This is a genomic window from Pseudomonas sp. CGJS7 (assembly GCF_036961695.1).
The window spans coordinates 118,016-140,630 of record NZ_JBAMDI010000006.1; the positions used below are offsets into that span (position 1 = coordinate 118,016).

The 22,615-nt window shown below is 68.9% G+C and carries 2 protein-coding genes (1 of these 2 only partly in view); both read right to left on the reverse strand.

What is annotated here, in order from left to right; all coding sequences use genetic code 11:
- Positions 1–22,161, reverse strand: a complete 22,161-nt coding sequence (locus V7787_RS06325; protein ID WP_336086615.1) for a non-ribosomal peptide synthase/polyketide synthase — start codon at positions 22,159–22,161, stop codon at positions 1–3.
- A protein-coding gene (locus tag V7787_RS06330; RefSeq protein WP_336086617.1) for a non-ribosomal peptide synthase/polyketide synthase crosses the window boundary here: on the reverse strand, positions 22,142–22,615 show its 3' end. It continues 24,798 nt past the right edge of the window; 474 of the gene's 25,272 nt are visible here — the last part of the coding sequence; the start codon falls outside the window, past its right edge; it ends in the stop codon at positions 22,142–22,144. The genes V7787_RS06325 and V7787_RS06330 overlap by 20 nt, the downstream gene beginning before the upstream one ends.

Genomic DNA, 22,615 nt, shown 5'->3' on the forward strand with positions numbered 1-22,615 from the left:
TCATAGGCGATAGTCCTGCGCCAAGGTGCGTCCGATCCGGGCCAGGTGTTGCGGATGGGTCAGCTGATCGTGGCGGCAATCGATGTCGTGGGTGTGCAGCTCGCCGCTGATGTTGTGCTTGAAGCTGGCCGGCTCCAGCACGTAAGCCTCGCCCTGGCTGTCCTGGGTGGCGATGAAGTACACCGCGGCGCCGTCGAAGCGGGCGCTGGGGCGGTAGTCGTTGAGCAGGTCCGAATCGTTGTTCTGGGTGGCGACGAAGCGCTCCAGCAAGCCGGCGTCGAAGCCGGAGAAGATGCTGTACTTGAGCAGTTCGGCGGCCTTGTGGAAGTCCAGCGATGCGGGATCGTAGTCGCCGATATCGCAGCCGGCGATGTTCTCCAGGAAGCCTTGCAGGATGCTGGCGCGGTAATCCCCGCGCGGTGCGGTGTCCGGATCGAAGCCCGGCATCGAGGTGCGGATGCACGAGTCCAGGATCACCAGCCGGCCGACTTGCTCGCCCGCCTGCTGCAGACGCACTGCCAGTTCCAGCGCGGTGGCGCCGCCGTAGGAATAGCCGAGCAGGTGGTACGGGCCTTCGGGCTGGATCGCGCGGATCTGCGCCAGATAGGTCTCGACATCGGCTTGCACGCTCGCCGACAGCGACGCCGACGGGTCGATCAGGCTGGCGCTTTGCAGCGCGTAGATCGGGCGCTGCGGGTCCAGATAGCGGGTCAGGCCGCGATACCACCAGCCCAGTCCGCCGCCCGGCGGCAGACAGAACAGCGGCGGCAGGCTGCCTTGGGCGCGGATCGGCACCACCGCTTGCAGCGAGGACAAAGCCTGCAGCGGTTCGGCCATGCGTTCGGACAGGGCCGCGATGTTGGGCGCCTCGAACAGCATGCGGGTGGAGACTTCCACGCCCAGGGTGTGGCGAATGCGGCCGACCAGACGCGTGGCCAGCAGCGAGTGGCCGCCGAGTTCGAAGAAGTCGTCGTCGATGCCGACCTCGTTCAGCTCCAGCACTTCGGCGAACAGTTCGCACAAGGCCTGCTGTTGCGGCGTGGTCGCCGCGCGCCGATGGCTGGAGGTGAACTCCGGCGCGGGCAGGGCCTTGCGGTCGAGTTTGCCGTTGGCGGTCAGCGGCAGCGTCGGCAGCGGCACCAGCAGCGGCTGCATGTAGTCGGGCAGATGCTTTTCCGCGTACTGACGCAGCTCGGTCAAGCGATCGAAGCTGCCCGGGCTGTTGGCGCAGGCGTCGAAGTCGCGTGGATGGGCCGGCCGATGGATATCGGTCCACACCGTGTCCGCGTCGGCCTTGGGCAGCAACAGCAGTTCCAGGCCGCGTTCGAAATCCGACCAGGTCACCGCGACCTGCCAACCCAAGGCTTCGCCCTGGGCATGCAGCAGTTCGGCCGGCGGCAGCTCATCGACTCGCGCCGCCAGCAGGCGCGTGCGCACCTCGGCGATGCGCCGGCCGGTCTGCAACTGCTGCAGCGCATCCAGTTCGGGCTGCAATAGCGGATGCGGCAGATCGACCACGCGCAGCCCCGCGGGACGCTCGGCCAGACGCGCCGCAAGCGCGCCGGGTTCGAGCAAGGCCGGAGACCACGCCAGCGCCGGCAACGCCGCTGCCGAACGCACCTCGGGGCCGTGCTTGCGCAACACCACTTCATAGCGATGGCGGCTGAGTTCGTTGTCGTAGCGGCTGCGCTTGGTCTGGATATCGACCGCGGCGATGCTTGCGATCCGTTGCGGCAACTGGCTGAAGAACTCCGGCGCCAGCAGCAGCTCCTTCTCGGTCAGCAAGGTCTGATCGATCCGGCGTTGCAGGGTGGTGCTATCGACTTCGGCCTCGGCCTGATGCAGCTGCACCGCGTTGACGAAGCTGCGCAGCAGTTGCAGGTTGCGCACGTCGCCCAGGTACAGCGCGCCGCCCGGCGCCAGCAACTGCATCGCCTGTTCGATCACATCGAACAGGTAATCGCTGCTGGGGAAGTACTGCAGCACCGAGTTGATCACGATCGCGTCGTAACCGCCGCCCACCGGCAGCACCTGCGCGATGTCGCGGCTGCGGTGGGCGGGCAGGGCGTGCAGCAGCACTTTGTCGGCCAGCTCCGGCCGCTGGGCGATTTGCCGTTGCAGGCGTTCGACCGTGGCCCGCGACAGGTCGGTGCCGTGATACGCCTCCACCTGCGGCGCCACCGGCGCCAGGATCAGGCCGCTGCCGACACCGATTTCCAGGACCCGACGCGGACGCAGCGCGAGGATCCGCTGTACCGTCGCCGCGCGCCATTCGCGCATCTGTTCCAGCGGAATCGGCGCCTGGGTGTAGCTGCTGTTCCAGCCGCGGAAGTCCTCGCCGAACTCCGGCGCGGCGTCGTCGACCGCGTCTTGGTCGTACAGCTCCTGATACAGCGACTCCCATTCGTCGACCTGACGCGTCTCCTGCGCGGTGTCGCGCTGGCCGCCGCCTTGCTTGAGCACCACATAGCCGACCAATTGCTTGTGGCCCGGCGTGTCCTCGCGCACCTGCACCACCGCTTGCGCCACCGCCGCGTGGTTCTGCAGCACGTTCTCGATTTCGCCCGGTTCGATGCGGAACCCGCGCAGTTTGACCTGCTGGTCGCTGCGGCCGATGAACTCGATCTGGCCGTCCTCGCGCCAACGCACCAGGTCGCCGCTGCGGTACATGCGTTCGCCGCGATGCTGCGCCGGCGCGTAGGGATTGGCGACGAAGCGCTCGGCGGTGAACGAAGGCCGCCCGAGGTAACCGCGGGCCAGACCGGCGCCGGCGATATACAGCTCGCCGGGCACGCCGGGCGGCACCGGCCGCAGCGCGCCGTCGAGGACGTAGACGCGCATATTGTCCAGCGGCGCGCCGATCGGCACGTTCGCGGTTTGCGCAGCGAGCGCGGGCACAGCGCAGGTGAGGGCGAAGGTGGTGGTTTCGGTCGGACCGTAGCCGTTGACGATGCGCAGTGCCGGATAACGCGCTTGCAGGCGGCGGATCGCGTCGGCGGAGAGCACGTCGCCGCCGGCCCAGACTTGCACCAAGGGCGCGAACAGCTCAGGGATGGCCTCGACGTATTCGTGGAACAGGCCCGCGGTCAGCCACAGGCTGCGCACGCCGTGTTCGGCCACCAGCCGTTGCATCTGCCGGCCGTCGCCGGAATCGCCCGTGCACACGACCACGCAACCGCCGTTGAGCAGCGGCACCCACAGCTCGTAAGTGGACGCATCGAAGGCGTGCGGCGAATGCAGCAGCACCACTTCGTGATCCTTGGCGAAACGGCGGTCGCGGGCGAAGGCGACGATGTCGGCCTGTTCCACCGCCACGCCCTTGGGCCGGCCGGTGGAGCCGGAGGTGAACATGACGTAGGCCAGTTGGCGCGGTTGTGCGGCAGGCAAGGGCGCATCGTTGCTCGCGCCCATCGCCGCGTCGTCGTCGGGCCGGTCGATGCGCAGCACCTGCGACGGCGCCAGATTCGCGGCGTCCAGGTTGCGGTCGTCCAGGCTGGCGTCGGCGATCAGCAGCACCGCGTTGGTTTCCGCCAGCAACAGCGCCAGGCGTTCGTCCGGATATTGCTCATGCAACGGCACGTAGTAGGCGCCGGCCTTGAGCACCGCCAGGGTGGCGATCACCAGTTCCGGCGAACGCCGCAGCAGCAGCGCCACGCCTTGTTCCGCGGCGACTCCGCGCGCCCGCAAGCGCTGCGCCAGCGCGTCGGCGCGGCGGTCGAGTTCGGCGTAGCTGAGCTTGAGATCGCCGGCGATCAACGCCAGCGCGTCCGGTGTGGCGCGCACTTGCTGCTCGAAGCACGCGGCCACGCTTTGCGTCGGCACCGGGTGCTCGGTGCCGTTCCAGACTTCGAGCTGGGCGTGTTCGCCTTGCTCAAGCAAATCCAGCTGCCCGACGCGCACGCTCAGATCGCCGGCCAGTTGTTCCAGGATCGCCTGATAGCGTCGGGCGAAGCGCTGGATGTCGGCCTTGGCGAACACGTCCGGGCGGTAACTGAAGTTCAGGCGCACCCATTCGCCCGGCATCGACAGCAAGGTCAGCGGGTAATGCGACTTGTCGCCGCCGTAGCCGTCGACCAGGGCGATGCGCAATTGGCCGTCGGCATCCGACAGACGCTGATCGTCGGCGTCCATCAGATAGTTCTCGAACACCATCAGGCTGTCGAACAACTGGGTGTGGCCGCTGTCGAGCAGGATCTGGCTCAGGCCCAGATGCTGCGCATCCAACAGCTGCCCCTGCCGGTCCTGCAGCGCCGCCAGCCAATCGCCCAGCGATTGCGCGGGATCCAGCGGCAAGCGCAGCGGCAAGGTGTTGATCAGCAGGCCGGCCATGCGCTCCACGCCGGGCAATTCCGGCGGCCGGCCGGACACGGTGATGCCGAATACGATGTCCTGGCGGCCGGTGGTCTGCGCCAGCAGCAGGCCCCAGGCGGCTTGCAGCAAGGTGTTGATGGTCAGGCCGTGACGGCGCGCCTGCGCGGTCAGGGCCTGGGTCAGCTCGCGCGAGAAATCGTGCGGATGGGTGTGCGGCATCACCGCTTCGGCCGAGGCCTGCGGCGCCAGCAGGGTCGGCCCGTCCAGATCGGCCAGTTCGCGCCGCCAGGTGTCGCGCGCGGCTTGCCGGTCCTGCGCCGCGATCCAGGCCAGGTAGTCGCGATACGGCGTCACGTACGGCAGCACCGAACGGCCGCCGCGTGCGTGGTACAGGCTCAGCAGTTCCTTCATCACCATCGGCGAGGACCAGCCGTCGAGCAGGATGTGGTGGCTGGTGAAGGCGAGGAAGTGGCGATCCGGCGCGGTGCGCACCAACAGGAAACGCAGCAGCGGACCTTGCGCGGGATCGAAGCGCTGCTGGTCCTGGCGCAACAACTCGGGCACGCCGGCTTCGTCGCTGTCGACGAAACGCCACGGCGCCTTCGGCTTGAGCGGGATTACCTGCACCGCTTCGGACAGGCCTTGATGCAGGAACGAAGCGCGCAGGTTGGCGTGCCGCTCCAACAAGCGATCGGCCGCCAGCTGCAGCAGGTCCGGATCGAGCGCGCCGTCGAACTGGTACACCTCCTGGACCAGATAGGCGTCCAGCGTGTCCTGGTCGTAGACGGCGTGGAACAGCAGGCCGTGCTGCAACGGCGACAGCGGCAGGATCTCGGCCAGCGCCGGCTGGCCGGCTTCGATCGCATCGATCTGGGTTTGATCGAGCTTGACCAGCGGCAGATCCGACGGGGTCAGGCCGGGCTTGGCGTGGCCGGCGCGTTCGGCGATGCAGCGCAGCAGTTCGAACCAGCGCTGCGCCAGCGCCTGGATCGCGTCGGTATCGAACAGTTCGCCGGCCCAGTTCCAGGTGGCGTGCAACATCGGGCCGGACGGGTGATCCATGGTCACCGCGTCCAGGCCGAGCGCATGCCACAGCGGCCAGGTCGCTTCCGCGCCGTGCGGCGCATCCGCGCGCGGATCGTCGTTGGCGGCATCGATGTCGTCGGCCGCGTTGAGTCGGCCCAGGTAGTTGAAGCCGATCTGGCGCGAAGGTTTGTCGGCGAGCGCGTCGCGGCCGTGCTCGTCGAGATAACGCAGCAGGCTGTAGCCGATACCGTTGTCGGGCAAACGCCGCAGTTGTTCCTTGACCCGCTTGAGCGCGTGTTCGAGCGCGGGGCCGCCGCGCATCGCCTCGTCCAGGTCCAGCCCGGCCAAGTCGATCTGCAGCGGGAATTCGCTGGTGAACCAGCCCACCGTGTGGGACAGGTCGGCGCCTTCGACGATCGCCTCGCGGCCGTGGCCTTCCAGGTCGAAGCGCAGGGCCGAATGCAGCAGGCCTTGCTGTTGCCGGCGCCAATCGATCAGCGCCAGCGCGAACGCGGTCAGCAGTACGTCGTTGATGCGGCCGTGGATCTGGGTCGGGGCCACGGTCAGCAGTTGCTGGGTGGTCTGCGAGTCCAGACGCAGGGTCAGGGTGCGCTGAGTCGCGCCGATATCGCGTTGCGGATCCAGCGGTCGCTCGCCCAGCGTCGGGTCGCTGCCGGCGAACATCGACTGCCACAACGGCAGTTCGCCGCGGCGGGCGCTGGCGATCGCCGGCAATTGCAGGGCCCAGTGGCGCAGCGAGGTCGCGGCGTTTTCCAGGCGCGGGGCGAGGCCGCGCTTGCGCGCTTCCCACGCGGTCTGCAGATCCGGCAACAGGATCCGCCAGGACACGCCGTCCACGGCCAGGTGATGGATCGTCAGCAGCAGTTGCGCGTCGTTGCCGTCGTCGAAGCAGACCGCCTGCAACATCCGGCCCTGGTCCGGCGCGAGGCTTTCGCGGGCGGCTCGCTGCGCTTGCTCGATCGCCTGTTGGCGGGCGTCGTGGTCGAGCCCGGTGAGCGAGACATGGCGCAGGCAGTCCTGCGCGCGGACCGCGCCTTGCGCGGCGATGTGCAGTTGCCGGCCTGCGTCCACGCGCAGGCGCAGCGCATGATGATGGTCGAGCAAGTCCTGCAAGGCCTGGGTCAGCACCTCGCTGGATGCATCGGCCAAGGCCACGGTCATCGACTGGTTGAACGATTGCGCCAGCTCGGGCTGATCCAACAGCCAATGCATGATCGGCGTGGCCGGCAGCGAGCCGGTCGGCGCCTCAAGCGGCGCGACCTCAAGCCGCGGCAACGGCGTAGCCACCGCCGCCAGCACTTCCACGGTCTGCTGACGGAACACATCGCGCGCACTGATCACCAGGCCTTGCTTGCGCGCGCGGCTGACCAGCTGGATCGAACTGATGCTGTCGCCGCCGAGGGTGAAGAAGTTGTCGTCGATACCGACCCGTTCCAGGCCCAGCACTTCGGCGACCAGGGTGCAGAACAACAGCTCCTTGGCATCGCGCGGCGCCCGCACGCTGGCGGAGGCGAAGTCCGGCGCCGGCAGCGCCTTGCGGTCGAGCTTGCCGCTGATGTTGAGCGGCAACTGCGCCAGCCGCACGAACGCGGCCGGGACCATGTAGTCGGGCAGTTGCGCGGCCAGTTCGCGGCGCAGCGCGTCCAGGTCGGCGTCGGCGGACTCGGCGAGGGCGACATAGGCGACCAGTAGCTTGCGGCCGGGTTGGTCGTCGCGCACCAGCACCGCGTTGCGGCTGTAGCCGGCCTGGGTGATGCGGGCTTCGATCTCGCCCAGCTCGATGCGATGGCCGCGGATCTTGACCTGATTGTCGCTGCGGCCCAGGTATTCGAGCTGGCCGTCGTCGCGCCAGCGGGCCAGATCGCCGCTGCGGTACATGCGTTCGCCGTGGGCGAACGGATCGGCGACGAAGCGCTCGGCGTTCAGACCCGGGCGGTTCAAGTAACCGCGGGCCAGGAACGCGCCGGCCAGATACAACTCGCCGGCCACGCCGACGGGCACCGGTTGCAGGCGCGCATCCAGCACATAGGCGCGGCTGTTCCAGACCGGCGCGCCGATCGCCGGGCGGCTGCCCGGGTCGATGCTGGCGAAGCAGGCGTCGACCGTGCATTCGGTCGGGCCGTACAGGTTGTAGCCGCGGGCCTTGGGCGATTCGGCGAGCGCGCGCCAATGGTGCTCGCTGACCGCTTCGCCGCCGAGCATCACGCAGCTCAGACGGCTGTCGCGACGTTCCAGCAGGCCGTCCTGCAACAGCAGTTCGAACAGCGACGGGGTGATGTCCATCCCGGTGATGCCGTGTTCGACCACGTAGTCGACCAGCCACTGGGTGTCCTTGCGCACTTGTTCGTCGATTAGGTGCAGCTCGTGGCCGGCGACCAGCCACAGCAGCGCGTCGAGCGAGGTGTCGAACACCATCGACGCGGTCAGGGCGAAGCGCATGCGCGCGCCCTCGGCGTGGGCGGCCTCGCGGTCGATCAAGGCGTGCTTGTGGTGGTGGTAGAGATTGGCCAGCGAGCCGTGCGCGACCACCACGCCCTTGGGCTTGCCGGTCGAGCCGGAGGTGTAGATCACATAGGCCGGGTGCAGCGGCGACCACGACAGGCGACGCTCGCCATCGCTGGGCGCGTGGGTCGGCGCGGCGGCCAGACGCTCGCGGGTGTCGGCGCTGTCGAGCATCAGCAGCGGCCAGTCCTCGCCGCGGCCGGATTGGATCAGCGAACGGGTGCCGGCGTCGCTGCCGATCACCACCACCGGACCGGCGTCGTCGAGAATTTCGCGCAGGCGCTCGGGCGGCTGTTCGATATCCAACGGCAGATACGCGGCCCCGGCCTTGAGCACCGCCAACAGCGCCACGATCATCTCGGGCGTGCGCAGCAGCGCCAGCGCGACCCGATCCTCGGCGCCGACGCCGCGGGCGATCAGCACGTGCGCGAGGCGGTTGGCGCGGGCGTCGAGTTCGGCGAAATCCAGTTGCTGGCCTGAGCAGACCAGGGCGATGGCCTGCGGCGTCAGCGCCACGGATTGGGCGAACAGATCGTGCAGGCCGGCGCGCGGCAGCGGATGCAGTTCGGCGCTGCCGCTTTGCAGCAGGGTTGCGCGCTCGCCGTGGTCGAACAGATCCAGGCGGCCGACCGGCAAGTCGAGATCGCCGGCGAGGATGTCGAGCAAGCGGGTGTAGCGGCGAATGTGTTCCTGCAGGTCGGCGACCGAGAACACGTCCGGCCGGTAGCTGAAATCCAGCTGCAAACGCTCGCCCGGCAGCAGCGACAGGCTGAGCGGGTAGTGCGACAGGTCGCCGCCATGGCCTTCGGCCATGCTGATGCGCAGTTCGCTGTCGGCTTCCAGGGCGCGGCGGTCGTTGGGATCGAACGGGTAGTTCTCGTACACCATCAAGGTGTCGAACAGCGCGGTGTGCTCGCTGTCGCGCAGGATCTGCGGCAGCTCCAGGAACTGCTCGTTGAGCAGCCGTGCCTGACGTGCTTGCAGATCGTTCAACCAGGCCTTCAGCGTTTGCGCCGGTTCGATCCGCAGCCGCAGCGGCAAGGTGTTGATCAGCAGACCGACCATGCGCTCCACGCCCGCGACTTCGGGCGGGCGGCCGGACACGGTGATGCCGAACACCACGTCCTGGCGGCCGGTGGCCTGGGCCAGCAGCAGGCCCCAGGCCGCTTGCAGCAAGGTGTTCAAGGTCAGGCCGTGGCGGCGCGCCTGGGCGTTGAGCGCCAGGGTCAGCTCGGGCGAGAACCGATGCTCGTAGGTGCGCGGCATGAACGGTTCGGCCGAGGCCTGCGGCGCCAGCAGCGTCGGCTCATCCAGATCGGCCAGTTCCTGGCGCCACGCCGTGCGCGCGGTTTCGCGATCCTGCGCGTCGATCCAGGCCAGGTAGTCGCGATAGGCCGGCGCCGGCGGCAAGCCGGCGTCGCTGCCGCGGGCGTGGTACAGCGCCAGCAACTCGCGCAGCACGATCGGCATCGACCAGCCGTCGAGCAGGATGTGGTGGCTGGTGAACACCAGATAGTGCAGATCCTCCTCAGTGCGGACCAAGGTGAAACGCACCTGCGGCGCCTGCGAGGGCTCGAAGCGCTGCTGCTTGTCCAGCAGCAACAGCGTGTGCAGGCCGGCGTCGTCGGTCTCGACGAAACGCCACGGCGCTTTGACCACCCGCGCGATCACCTGCACGGTGCTGGCGCGGCCGTCGTGGATAAAGGCCGCGCGCAGGTTGGCATGGCGTTCGAGCAGGCGGTCGGCGGCGGTCCGCATCGCCGCGGCGTCGAGCTTGCCCTGGAAACGAAACACCTGCTGGACCAGATACGCGTCGGGCGCGTCTTCGTCGTACAGCGCGTGGAACAGCAGGCCGTGCTGCAGCGGCGACAGCGGCAGGATGTCGGCCAGCGGCGGCTGGGTCGCTTCGATGGCCTCGATCCGTTGCTGGTCGAGCGCGATCAGCGGCAGGTCCGAAGGCGTGAACAGCAGGCGTTCGTCCTGGGCGGCGCAGCGCGCGATCTGGCGCAGCGCGTCGAACCACAGTTGTGCGAGTTCGTCGATGGCGCGCGGTTCGAACAACTCGCCGGCCCAGCTCCAGTTGGCGCACAGCACCGGACCTTCGCGGCGGTCTTCGGTGGTGGCGTTGAGCGACAGCGCGTGCACCAGCACTTCGTCTTCGCCGGCGCCGGGGATGGCCGCCTCGGCCTGGGTCCAGGCCGCATCGGCCTGGCCTTGTTCGCTGACGGCGAAGCGGCCGAGGTAGTTGAAGCCGATCTGCGCGGCGGCTTTGCCGCCGAGCGCGGCGCGGCCGTCGGTGTCGAGGTAACGCAACAGGCCGTAGCCGATGCCGTTGTCGGGCAAGGCGCGCAACTGTTCCTTGACCGATTTGAGCGCGGCATCGAGCGCGGCGCCGCCGCGCCATGCGGCGGTCTGGTCGATGCCGGCCAGCGACAATTGCAGCGGGAACTGGCTGGTGAACCAGCCGACCGTGCGGCTGAGATCGATGCCGTCGCCGGCATCGCCGCGCAACACTTCGCGGCCGTGGCCTTCCAGATCGAAGCGGACCTGATCGACATCGCCCAGACCTTGGCGACGGCGCCACGCGGCCAGAGCCAGCGCGAACGCCGACAGCAGCACGTCGTTGATGCGGCCGCGGATGCGTTCGGGCGCGCGGGTCAGCAATACGCGGGTGACTTCAGGTTCCAGCCGCAGCGACAGGTTGCGCTGGGTGGCGAGGGTGTCGCACGCGGGGTCGAGCGGACGCGGCGTCAACGACGGGTCTTCGCCGGCCTGCATCGCCTGCCAGAACGGCAATTCGTCCGAACGCGCGGCGGCGGCCGCGGGCAGGGCCAGGGCCCAGTGGCGGAAGGAGGTCGGCACCGGCGCGAGTTCCGGTGTGATGCCGGCGGCGCGGGCTTCCCACGCCGCTTGCAGATCCGGCACCAGGATGCGCCAGGACACGCCGTCGACGACCAGGTGGTGCAGGGCGAGGAACAGGCGCGACTGATCGCCGTGGTCGAACCATACCGCCTGCAGCATGCGTCCTTCGGCCGGCGACAAGCGTTGCTGGGCCGCACGCATGTGTTCCTGCATCAGCTGTTCGCGCGCTTCGGCCGAAAGGCCGTGCAGCGGCACCGTTTGCAGGCAATCGGCTGCGCGCACGCTGCCGCTGGCGGCGATTTCGGGCGTGCCGTCGCGCAGACGCATACGCAGTGCGTGGTGGTGTTCTAGCAAGTCTTGCAGCGCGGCCAGCAAGGGCTCGTGCCGCAGCGCCGGCACTTGAAGCAGCATTGCTTGGGCGAAGTGCTGATACGGGCCTTCGCGTTCCAGCAGCCATTGCATGATCGGCGTGGCCGGCAGCGCGCCGGTCGGCGCTTGCTGCGGCAGGCTGTCGGCGGGCGCGCTGGTGCCGGCGATACGGGCCAACGCCTGCACCGACGGGTGTTGGAACACGTCGCGGGCGCTGAAACGCAGACCGGCCTGGCGCGCGCGTCCGACCAACTGGATCGAACTGATGCTGTCGCCGCCGAGAGCGAAGAAGCTGTCGTCGATGCCGACCCGGTCCAGGCCGAGCACGCCGGCGAACAAGTCGCACAACGACTGTTCCAGCGCGTTGCGCGGCAGGCGGATGTCCTTGCTCGCTTCCGGTGCGGGCAGGGCCTGACGATCGAGCTTGCCGTTGGGGGTCAGCGGCAGCGCGTCGAGAGCGACGTAGGCGGCCGGCACCATGTGCTCGGGCAAGCTGGCGGCCAATCGCCGGCGCAAGGCTTCGATATCCGGCGCACTGTCGACCAGATAGGCGACCAACTGGCGCTGGCCCGGACGGTCCTCGCGTACCGCGACCGCGTTGTGCGGACAGCCCGCGGCGGCGATGGCGGCTTCGATTTCGCCCAGTTCGATGCGGAAACCGCGCAGTTTGACCTGGCCGTCGTCGCGGCCCAGGTATTCCAGCTGGCCGTCCTCGCGCCAACGCACCAGGTCGCCGCTGCGGTACATACGTTGCCCGGGAACGAACGGATCGGCGACGAAGCGCTCGGCGGTGAGCGCGGCGCGGCCGAGATAGCCGCGCGCCAGACCGGCGCCGGCGAGGTACAGCTCACCGGCGATGCCGACCGGCTGCGGCTGCAATTGCGGGTTCAGCACGTAGGCGCGGGTGTTGGCGATCGGCGCGCCGATGCAGGCCAGTTCGCTGGCGATTTGTTCGGCATCGGACCACTGCTGCGGTTGCAGCCGCGCCGCGCTCGCCCAGACGCTGGCTTCGGTGGGGCCGTATTCGTTGTAAAGCGCGCAATCGGCCGGGCCGTGCGCGAGGTGTTGCTGCAACAGCGCCGGCGGGATCGCCTCGCCGCCGAGCACCACCCGCGTGAGCGAGTCCAAGCGGCCCTGCGCTTGTTCCAGGGTGGCGCGGTACAACGCGGGGCCGCTGAGCCAGGCGCGCACCTCGTGCGCGGCCACCAGTTCGGCCAGCGCCGCAGGGTCGCGTTCCTGTCCCGGTGCCGGCAGCACCAGCGCGCCGCCGTTGCTCAGGGTGTGCAGGATCGTGCCGAGCGAGGCGTCGAAGGCGACCGACGGCAACAGCAGCATGCTGTCGGCGCCGCCGTTGTCGCCGTAGTAATCCAGGCGCGCCGCGTTGGAATGCACGATCTGGCGATGGCTGACCACCACGCCCTTGGGCTTGCCGGTGGAGCCGGAGGTGTAGATGACGTAGGCCGGGTGATCCAGCTGCAAGTCCGGGCGCAAGGCCGCGTCTGCGGCCACTGCTGCGTTGTCGAGCGCTTCGCCCACGGCGGGGTCGTCGAGCAGCAGGGCATTGTCCGGTACTTCGCGCATCGCGCCCTGGCGGGTGATCGTCAACGCCGGGCGCGCATCGTCGAGCATGTAGGCCAGACGTTCGGGCGGATAGTCCACGTCCAGCGGCAGATACACCGCGCCGGCCTTGAGCACGCCGAGCAGTGCGACCACCAGTTCGGGCGAGCGCGGCAGCGCCACCGCGATCCGGTCCTCGGCGCGGACGCCGCGTGCGCGCAGCACGGCGGCGAGGCGTTGCGCGCGGTCGTGCAGTTGCGCGTAGCTGAGTTTGTGCTCGGCGAAGATCAGCGCGGTGGCGTCGGGGCTGCGTTCGGCCTGCTGTTCGAGCACGCTGGCCAGATCCAGCGCGGGCACCGGCAGGGTGCGCGCGTTCCAGTCGTGCAGGACGCGCTGGCGCTCTTGCGCGGGCAGCACGTCGAGTTCGGCCAGCGAACGCTGCGGCTGTTCGGCGAAGGCTTCCAGGATGCGGGTGTAGCTGTCGATCAGGCGTTGGACCTGCGCGGGCGTGTACACGTCGGTGCGGTAGCTGAAGCCCAGGCGGATGCGCTCGCCGGGTACGGCCGACAAGCCCAAGGGATAATGCGAGGTGTCGCCGCCGTGGTGGCTGTGGAAATCCACCTGCAGTTGCTGCGACTGCGCCTTCAGGCTGGCTTCGTCGACGGGGTAGCTCTCGTACACCATCAAGGTGTCGAACAATTCGCCCAGACCGGCCAGACGCTGGATCTCGCTCAGGCCGAGGTGGCTGTGTTCGAGCAGCGCCGACTGTTGCTGCTGCAAACGCCGCAGCAGCGCGTGCAGCGGTTCGCCCGCGTGCAGACGCAGGCGCAGCGGCAAGGTGTTGATCAACAGGCCGACCATCTGCTCGCTGCCGGCCAGTTCGGCCGGGCGGTCGGCGAAGGTGATGCCGAACACCACGTCGTCGCGGCGCAGCAGGCGCGCGAGCAGAATGCCCCAGGCCGCCTGGATCACCGTGTTTAAGGTCACGCCGCAGTGGCGCGCCTGTTCGGCCAGACGCGCGCTCAACGCTTGCGGCAGGTAGTGCTGCTGCAATGCCGGGGCGCTGGCGGCGACGTTGTTGGTGCTGATCCGGCTGGGTTCTTCCAAGCCGGCCAGGGCCTCGCGCCATGCGCTCAGCGCCGCCGGTTTGTCGCGGCTGCCGAGCCAGCGCAGGTAGTCGCGATACGGCGTGACCCGCGGCAGCTCGGCCTGTTCGCCTTCGGCGTACAGGGTCAGCAGTTCCTGGATCAGGATCGGCGTGGACCAGCCGTCGAGCAGGATGTGGTGGCTGGTGAACACCAGATAGTGACGCTGCGCCGCGGTGCGCACCAGGGTGAAGCGCAGCAACGGCGCCGCGGACAGGTCGAAGCGTTGTTGTTGGTCCTCGCGCAGCAGCTCGGCGAAGCCGGCTTCGTCGAGTTCCAGTTCGCGCCACGGCGCGTCCAAGATGTGCGGAATGACTTGCACCGCCTCGTTCAAACCTTCGTGCACGAACGCCGCGCGCAGGTTGGCGTGGCGTTGCAGCAGCCGGTTCGCGGCCGTGCGCAGCGCGTCGCTGCGCAGCGGGCCGTCGAAGCGGAACGCCACCTGCATCATGTAGTTGTCGTGCGCCTGCTCATCGTACAAGGCGTGGAACAGGAAGCCGTGCTGCAGCGGCGACAGCGGCAGGATGTCGGCCAGCGCCGGCTGCGCGGCTTCGATCGCTTCGATCTGCGCCTGCTCCAGTGCGACCAGCGGCAGGTCGGAGACGGTGAACGCATCGCGCTGGCTGCCGGCCGCGTAGGCGGCGATCGCACGCAGGGCCGCGTTCCAATCCTCGGCCAGTTCGCGCACGGCCGCTTCGTCGAGCAACTCGCCGGCCCAGCTCCAGGTCGCTTTCAACACCGGGCCGTCGCTGCCGTCCAGGGTGATCGCGTTGAGTTCCAGCGCGTGCGTCAACGGCCGCGCCGGGTGGTCGTCGGCTTGCACCGACAAGCGATCGGTCGCGCTCCAGTCTTCGCCGGCGCCGCCGACGCCGAAGCGTCCGAGGTAGTTGAAGGCGATCTGCGGCGCGGCATGATCGGCCAGCGCTTGCCGTCCTTGCTCGCTCAAATAGCGCAGCAAGCCGTAACCGATGCCCTGGTCGGGCAGGCGCCGCAGTTGTTCCTTGACCTGCTTGAGGCAACGCGCCAGCACGCGCTCATCGCTCAGGGCGGTGTCGCTGTCGATGCCGTGCAACTGCAACTGCACCGGGAACAGGCTGGTGAACCAGCCCAGGGTGTGCGACAGCTCGGCGCCGGCGACGATGTCCTCGCGGCCGTGGCCTTCGAGTTCGAAACGCACCGTGTCCGCGTCGCCGAGCCCACGCCGGGCGCGCCAGGCGCGCAGCGCCAGGGCGAACCCGGTGAGCAACACGTCGTTGATGCGGCCGTGGATCGACTCGGGCGCGCGGGTCAGCAGGCAGCGGGTGATCTCGCTGTCCAGGCTCAGACTGAGGCTGCGGCGGGTGGCGACGGTGTCGCGTGCGGGGTCGAGCGCGCGCGTAGCCAGCGGCGGATCTTCACCGGCGAACATCGACTGCCACAGCGGCAGCTCGTGGCTGCGCTGCGCGGCGGCGCGGGGCAGTTGCAGGGCCCAATGGCGCAGCGGGGTCGGCACCGGCGCCAGTGCGATTTCGCGTCCGGCGACGGCGGCCTCGGCGGCTTCCTTCAGATCGGGCAGCAGGATGCGCCAGGAAATGCCGTCGATGGCCAGGTGATGGACCTGCACCAGCAGCATCGGCTGTCCGGCATGTTCGAACCACAGCGCTTGCAGCATGCGCCCGCTGCGCGGATCGAGACTGGCCGCGGCGGCGTTGGCGTGTTCGCGCATGCGCGCTTGGAAGGCCTGCCGGTCGTCGGTCTCGGTCCAGTCGCTGGTATCGATGCGCACTAAGCAATCGGCGGCGCTCACCGCGCCGGCGGCGCGGATCTGCCAACGTTGTTGCGGCGACAACTGCAGGCGCAGCGCGTCGTGATGATCGAGCACGGCCTGCAACGCCGCCGACAGATCGGCTTCGGCCAGTGCCGGCAATTGCAGCAGCACCGATTGGTGATACTGCTGCAGCGGGCCGCCCTGTTGCAGGAACCAGTGCATGATCGGCGTGGCCGGCAGCTCGCCGACCGGCGCTTCCAGCGAAATCTTGGCGGTATCGCTCAACGGCGTCATCGCCTGCGCCAGCGCCTCCACGCACTGGTGCTCGAACACGGTACGCACGCTGATCGACCAACCGGCGCGGCGCAAACGGCTGACCAACTGGGTCGAACCGATGCTGTCGCCGCCGAGCGAGAAGAAGTTGTCGTCGATGCCGACCCGCGGCAGATGCAGAATCTCGGCGAACAGCTCGCACAACAAGGTTTCGCGCGCGTTGCGCGGCCCGCGCTGGCTGGCGCTGAGCAACTGCGGCGCCGGCAGCGCCTTGCGGTCGAGTTTGCCGTTGCCGGTCAGCGGCAGCGCGGCCAGGGCGACGAACGCGGCCGGCACCATGTAGTCGGGCAGACGCTGGGCCAGTTCGGCGCGCAGCGCGGCGGCATCGATATCGCCGGCCACCACATACGCCACCAGTTGTTTCTGGCCGGGATGGTCTTCGCGCGCGATCACCGCGTTCTGGGCGAACCCGGCCTGCGCCAGCGCGGTCTCGATTTCGCCCAGTTCGATCCGATAACCGCGAATCTTGACCTGCTGATCGATACGGCCCAGGTATTCGAGCCGGCCGTGCGCATCCCAGCGGGCGAGGTCGCCGCTGCGGTACATGCGCTCGCCTGCGGCGAAGGGATCGGCGACGAAGCGTTCGGCGCTGAGGCCTGGGCGGTTGAGATAGCCGCGCGCCAGACCGGCGCCGGCGATGTACAACTCGCCGGCCACGCCGCAGGGCTGCGGCCGCAGCTGCGCGTCGAGCACGTACAGGCGCGCATTCCAGATCGGCCGGCCGATCGACACGCTGGCGGCGTCGCGCAGGTCCGCGTCTACCTCAAAGGTGCTGCAGCCGACGGTGGCTTCGGTCGGGCCGTATTCGTTGATCAGGCGCACATCCGGGTAGCGCTCTTGCCAGAACGCCAGATCGGCCGGCAACAGCGCTTCGCCGCCGAGCAGCAAGGCCCGCGCCGGTGCCGGCGCGCCGGGTTCCAAGCCGGCGTTGAGGAGTTTCAGATGCGCCGGAGTGAGCTTGAGCAAGGCATAGCCGCCCTCAGGCCGCTGGGCCAGCAGTTGCGAGAACTCGTTGTCGGCTTCGATCAGGGTCAGCGGCTGGCCTGCCAGCAGCGGGCCGAACAGAACGGTGACGCTGCCGTCGAACGCGGCCGACAGAGTGGTCGCCGAACCGTTGCGGTTGTCGCCGTCGGCGAAGTACGCATGGCCGGACCAGGCGAAGTAGTGCGCGGCGGAACGGTGCGCGACCAGCACGCCCTTGGGCTTGCCGGTGGACCCGGAGGTGTAGATCACGTACGCCGGATGCAGCAGGTTCAGCGGCCGCAGCCGGTCGGCATCGGTCGGGTTGTCGCTGCAGCTTTGGGCCAAACGGCGTTGCAGCACCGGGTCGTCGAGCAGGCACAGTGGCGTCTGCGCGGGCAGCAGATGCGCGAGCGACTCGCGGCTCAGCACGCATACCGGCTTGGCGTCGTCGAGCATGTCGCCCAGACGTTCGCGCGGGTTGCCCAGGTCCAGCGGCAGATACGCTGCGCCGGCCTTCAGCGTGGCCAGCATCGCCACCAGTTGATCCAGCGAGGAGGGCAGAGCGATCGCGACCACGCTTTCCGGCCCCGCGCCTTCGGCGATCAGCACATGGGCGAGGCGGTTGGCGCGCTGGTTGAGCACGTCGAAGTCGAGTCGCTGGTCGGCGCAGATCGCGGCCGGCGCCGACGGCGTGCGCACGACCTGGGCTTCGAACAGCGCCGGCAGGGGCGCCTCGATCACGTCGTGTTCGCTGGCGTTCCAGTCGTGCAGCAGACGCTGGCGCTCCATCGCGTCCATCAGTTCGACGCTGCCGATGGTCTGGCTCGAATCGTCGGCGACCGCGTACAGCAGGCGCTCGAAGCGCTGCAGCAGGGTCCGCACACTGGCTTCGTCGAACAGGTCCGTGGAGAACTCCAGCGCGCCTTGCAGGCCGGCGGGCTGGCCGTCGGCGTGGGTGCGCTCGGAGAAGGCGAAGTTGAGATCGAACTTGACCACATCCAGTTCGAGCGAATGCGGCTCGCAGCGCAGGCCCGGCAGATGCAGCTCGCCCGCGCCCATGTTCTGCAGCACCACCATCACCTGGAACAGCGGGTGATAGGCCAGCGAACGCACCGGGTTGAGCTGTTCGACCAGTTGCTCGAACGGCAGATCCTGATGTTCGTATGCGGCCAGATCGGTGTCGCGCACGCGCGCGAGCAGGGTCGCGAAGCTGGGATCGCCGGAGGTGTCGACGCGCAGCACCAGGGTGTTGAGGAACAGGCCGACCAGATCGTTGAGCGCGGCATCGGTGCGGCCCGCCACCGGCGTGCCCAGCGGAATGTCGGTGCCCGAGCCCATCCGGGTCAGCAGCGCGGCGACCGCGGCCTGCAACACCATGAACAAGGTCGCGCTGTGGCGCCGGGTCAGCGCCAGCAGACGCCGGTGCAGTTCGGCGTCGAGTTCGAAGTGCAGCGGCTTGCCGCGATAGCTGGTGACGTTGGGACGCGAGCGGTCGCTGGGCAGCGGCAACTGTTCGGGCAGATCGGCCAGCCGCTGTTTCCAGTAATCGATCTGTTGCCACAGCAGGCTGTCGCCGTCGTCCTCGCGGCCCATCAGCTGGTGCTGCCACAAGGTGTAGTCGGCGTACTGCACCGGCAGCGGCGTCCACGCCGGCGCCTTGCCGGCCAGACGCGCGGCGTAGGCCTGCGACAGATCGCGCGACAACGGCGCCAGCGAAGCGCCGTCGCCGGCGATGTGGTGCAGCAGCAGAAGCAGCACGTGGTCGTCGGCACCGACCCGGAACAAGGTCGGCCGCAGCGGCAGTTCGCAGGTCAGATCGAAGGCGTAAGCCGCCGCGTCGCGGATGTGGGCGTCGAGCGCCTGCGCATCGGTCCGAACCAGTTCCAGCGGCAGAAACGCGGCGCTGTCGTCGAGGCTGTCGTGCGCGCCCGGCGCGGCCAGGATGTACTGCTGCGGCGTGTCGCCTTCGGGAAACAGCGTGCGCAGGCTTTCGTGGCGCGCCAGCAGGTCGTTGATCGCCGCTTGCAGCGCATCACGGTCGAGTTCGCCGTGCAGGCGCAGCGCCAGCGGGATGTTGTAGGTCGCGCTCGGCCCTTCGAGCTGATGCAGGAACCACAGGCGATGTTGGGCGTACGACAGCGGCAGTCGCTCCGGTCGCGTCTGCGCCGACAGCGCCGGCCGGCGCAGGCGGTTGCGGTCCAGGTGCGGCGCCAGTGCCGCCACGGTGCGTTGTTCGAACAAGGCGCGGATCGGCAGCTCCAGTTGCAGCCGGGCGCGGATCAGGCCGATCAGGCGGATCGCCAGCAGCGAATGCCCGCCCAGATCGAAGAAGCTGTCGTCGATGCCGACGCGCTCGCGCCCGAGCACTTCGGCGAACAACTGGCACAGCAGTTCTTCGCGCGGGTTGCGCGGCAGGCGCAGGCTGGCCGCGGCGTAGTCCGGCGCGGGCAGGGCCTTGCGGTCGAGCTTGCCGTTGGGAGTGAGCGGCAGCGCGTCCACGCCGATGAAGGCGCTGGGGATCATGTAGTCGGGCAGGCGGCCGTCGAGCGCCTTGCGCAGGGTCTCGGCATCGATGCGTTGTTCGCTGCCGGCCAGATAGGCGACCAGTTGCTTGTCGCCGGGGATGTCCTCGCGCGCGATCACCGCGTTGTTGACGAAACCGATCTGGGCCAGCGCCGCTTCGATTTCGCCCAGCTCGATGCGGAAGCCGCGGATCTTGACCTGATGGTCGACGCGGCCGAGGTAATCCAGCCGGCCGTCTTCGCGCCAACGGGCCAGATCGCCGCTGCGGTACATGCGTTGGCCGGGCGTGAAGGGATTGGCGATAAAGCGTTCGGCGGTCAGGCCGGCGCGATTGAGATAGCCGCGGGCCAGACCGGCGCCGGCGATGTACAACTCGCCCGGCACCCCGGCCGGGACCGGACGCAACGCGGCGTCGAGCACGTACAGCTCGGTGTTCCAGATCGGCCGGCCGATCGACACGCTGCTGGCCTCACGCATGTCCTCGCGGATGTCTTCGGTGCTGCAACCGACCGTGGCCTCGGTCGGGCCGAATTCGTTGACGATTCGGATTTGCGGATAGCGTTGCTGCCAGAACGCCAGATCGGCCGGCACCAACGCTTCGCCGCCGAGCAGCAACATCTTGCCCGGTGCCGGCGCGGCGGAGTCTTCGAGCATCGGGTTGAGCGCTTTCAGGTGCGCGGGGGTCAGCTTGAGCAGGCTGTATTCGACCGGCGCAGTCGGCGTGCCCAGCGCGGACAACTCGCTGCCCGCGGGCAGCAAGGTCAGCGGTTCGCCGGCCAGCAGCGGGCCGAACAACAAGGTGACGCTGCCGTCGAAGGTGCTCGACAGCGTGGTCGGCGAACCCAGGCCGGCGCCGTCGCTGGCCTCGTTCAAGCCGAAGTAGTGATGCCGGCTCCAGGCGAAGTAGTTGGCCGCGCTGCGATGCGCCACCAGCACGCCTTTGGGACGGCCGGTCGAGCCGGAGGTGTAGATCACATAGGCCGGGTGATCGGCATGCAGCGGTTGCCGGCGCTCGCTATCGCTCGGGTCGTGCGCGGGCGCTTGCGCCAGACGCGCGAGCACCTCGGCAGCGTCCAGCGTCAGCCGCGGCGCGTCGGCGGGCAGGGCGGCGACATCGGCGCGGGTGATCACGCGCACCGGCTCGGCGTCGTCGAGCATGAACGCCAGACGCTCGGGCGGATAGTCGATGTCCAGCGGCAGGTACGCGGCGCCGGCCTTGAGCGTGGCGAGCAGGGCCACCATCAGGTCGAGCGAGCGCGGCAGGGCGATGGCGACGATGCTTTCCGGGCCCGCGCCCTCGGCGATCAGTACATGGGCCAGGCGGTTGGCGCGGGCGTTCAGCTCGGCGAAATCGAGCCGGTCTTGCTCGAAAATCGCGGCGACGGCGCTCGGGGTGCGTGCGGCCTGTCGCTCGAACAGCGTCGGCAGCGGCAACGGCGTCACGGCATGCGCGGTCGTGTTCCACTCGCGCAGTCGCTCATGCTCGCCGGCATCGAGCAAGTCGATCCGCGCCAGACTGCCGTCCAGACGATCGGCGAACGCGGTCAGGATGCGAGCGTAACGCTCGCCGATGCGCTGGATCTGTTCGGCCTCGAACAGATCCGGGCGGTAGCTGAAACCCAGATGGATCCGGGCGCCCGGGCCGACCACCATGCTCAAGGGGTAATGCGAGGTATCGCCGCCGCAATGGCTGTGGATGCCGATCCGCAGTGCGCCCTGGTCGCCGGCATCCCCGGCGTCGCTGGGATAGTTTTCGAAGACCACCTGGGTGTCGAACAACTCGTGTTCGACCCCGGTCAGGCGCTGGATCTCGACCAGGCTCAGGTGCTGGTAATCCAGCAGCGCCGACTGCTGCTCCTGCAAACGCAGCAGCAACTGGCGCAGGGTTTCTTCCGGCCGCAGTTGCAGGCGCACCGGCACGGTGTTGATCAGCAGACCCAGCATCTGCTCGACCCCGGGCAGTTCCGGCGGGCGGCCGGACACGGTGGCGCCGAACACCACGTCGTCGCGTCCGCACAGGTGGCCGATCAGGATCGCCCAGGCCGCCTGGATCAGCGTGTTCATGGTGACGCCGACGCTGCGCGCCTGCTGCACCAGCCGCGCGCTCAGATCTTCCGGCAACAGATGCACTTGCGTGGCCGGCAGCGCAGTCGTGGTCGAGGCTTCGACCACGCGGGTCGGCTGCTCGACCCCAGCCAGGGCCTTGCGCCATGCGTTCAAGGCGGCTTGCTTGTCGCGCGATTCCAGCCAGCGCAGGTAGTCGCGATACGGCGTAACCCGCGCCAGCGCCGCAGTGTCGCCGTTGCTGCGGTACAACTCGACGAACTCGCGCAGGAACAGCCCCATCGACCAACCGTCGAGCAGGATGTGGTGGTGGGTGAAGATCAGCCGGTAATGCTGGCGGTCCATCCGCACCAGGGCGAAGCGCAGCAGCGGCGCCTGGCTCAGGTCGAAGCGCTCGTGCTGATCGGCATGCAAAAGCTCCGCATACGCGGCCTCGCGCTCAGCGGCGGGCTGGCCGCTGAGGTCGATGTCGCGCCAGGGCAGCTCCACCGAGCGCAGGATCAACTGCACCGGCTCCTTGACCTTCTGGTGCACGAACGCCGCGCGCAAGTTGGCGTGACGCTGGACGATCGCCTCGGCGGCGCGACGCAGCGCCGCCGGATCCAGCGGCCCGTCGAAGCCCAGCACCATCTGCACGACATAGCTGTCCTGCACCTGCTGGTCGTACAGGGCATGGAACAAGAAGCCCTGTTGCAACGGCGACAGCGGCAGCAAGTCTTCAATCTGGTGCTTTTGCATACAGCGACTCCAGGAATTCGATGTCGGTCTGATCCAGCGAGATCAGCGGTACGTCGGAAGGGGTGAGCGCGGCGCCGTCGGAACGGGCGGCGAAATCGGCGATGCGGTGCAGGGCCTTGAACCAGGCTTGCGCCAGCTCCTGCACTTCGGCTTCGTTGAGCAGGGCGCCGGCCCACAGCCAGTGCGCGTGCAACTGCGGCCCGTCCGGCCCGTCCACGGCGACCGCGCTGAGGTCGAGCACATGCGGCAGCGCCTGCTTGTCGGCGGCGCCGCCGCCCATCGCCGGCGCGTCGGCCGGCGCTTGCCAGGCCGCGTGCTTGGCGGTCGCGGCGTGCGCGGTGGCGCCATGAGCGCCGCCGAAGCGGCCCAGGTAGTTGAAGCCGATCTGCACCGCCGGATGCGCCTGCAACGCGGTGCGGCCGATCTTGCTCAGGTAACGCAGCAGGCCGTAGCC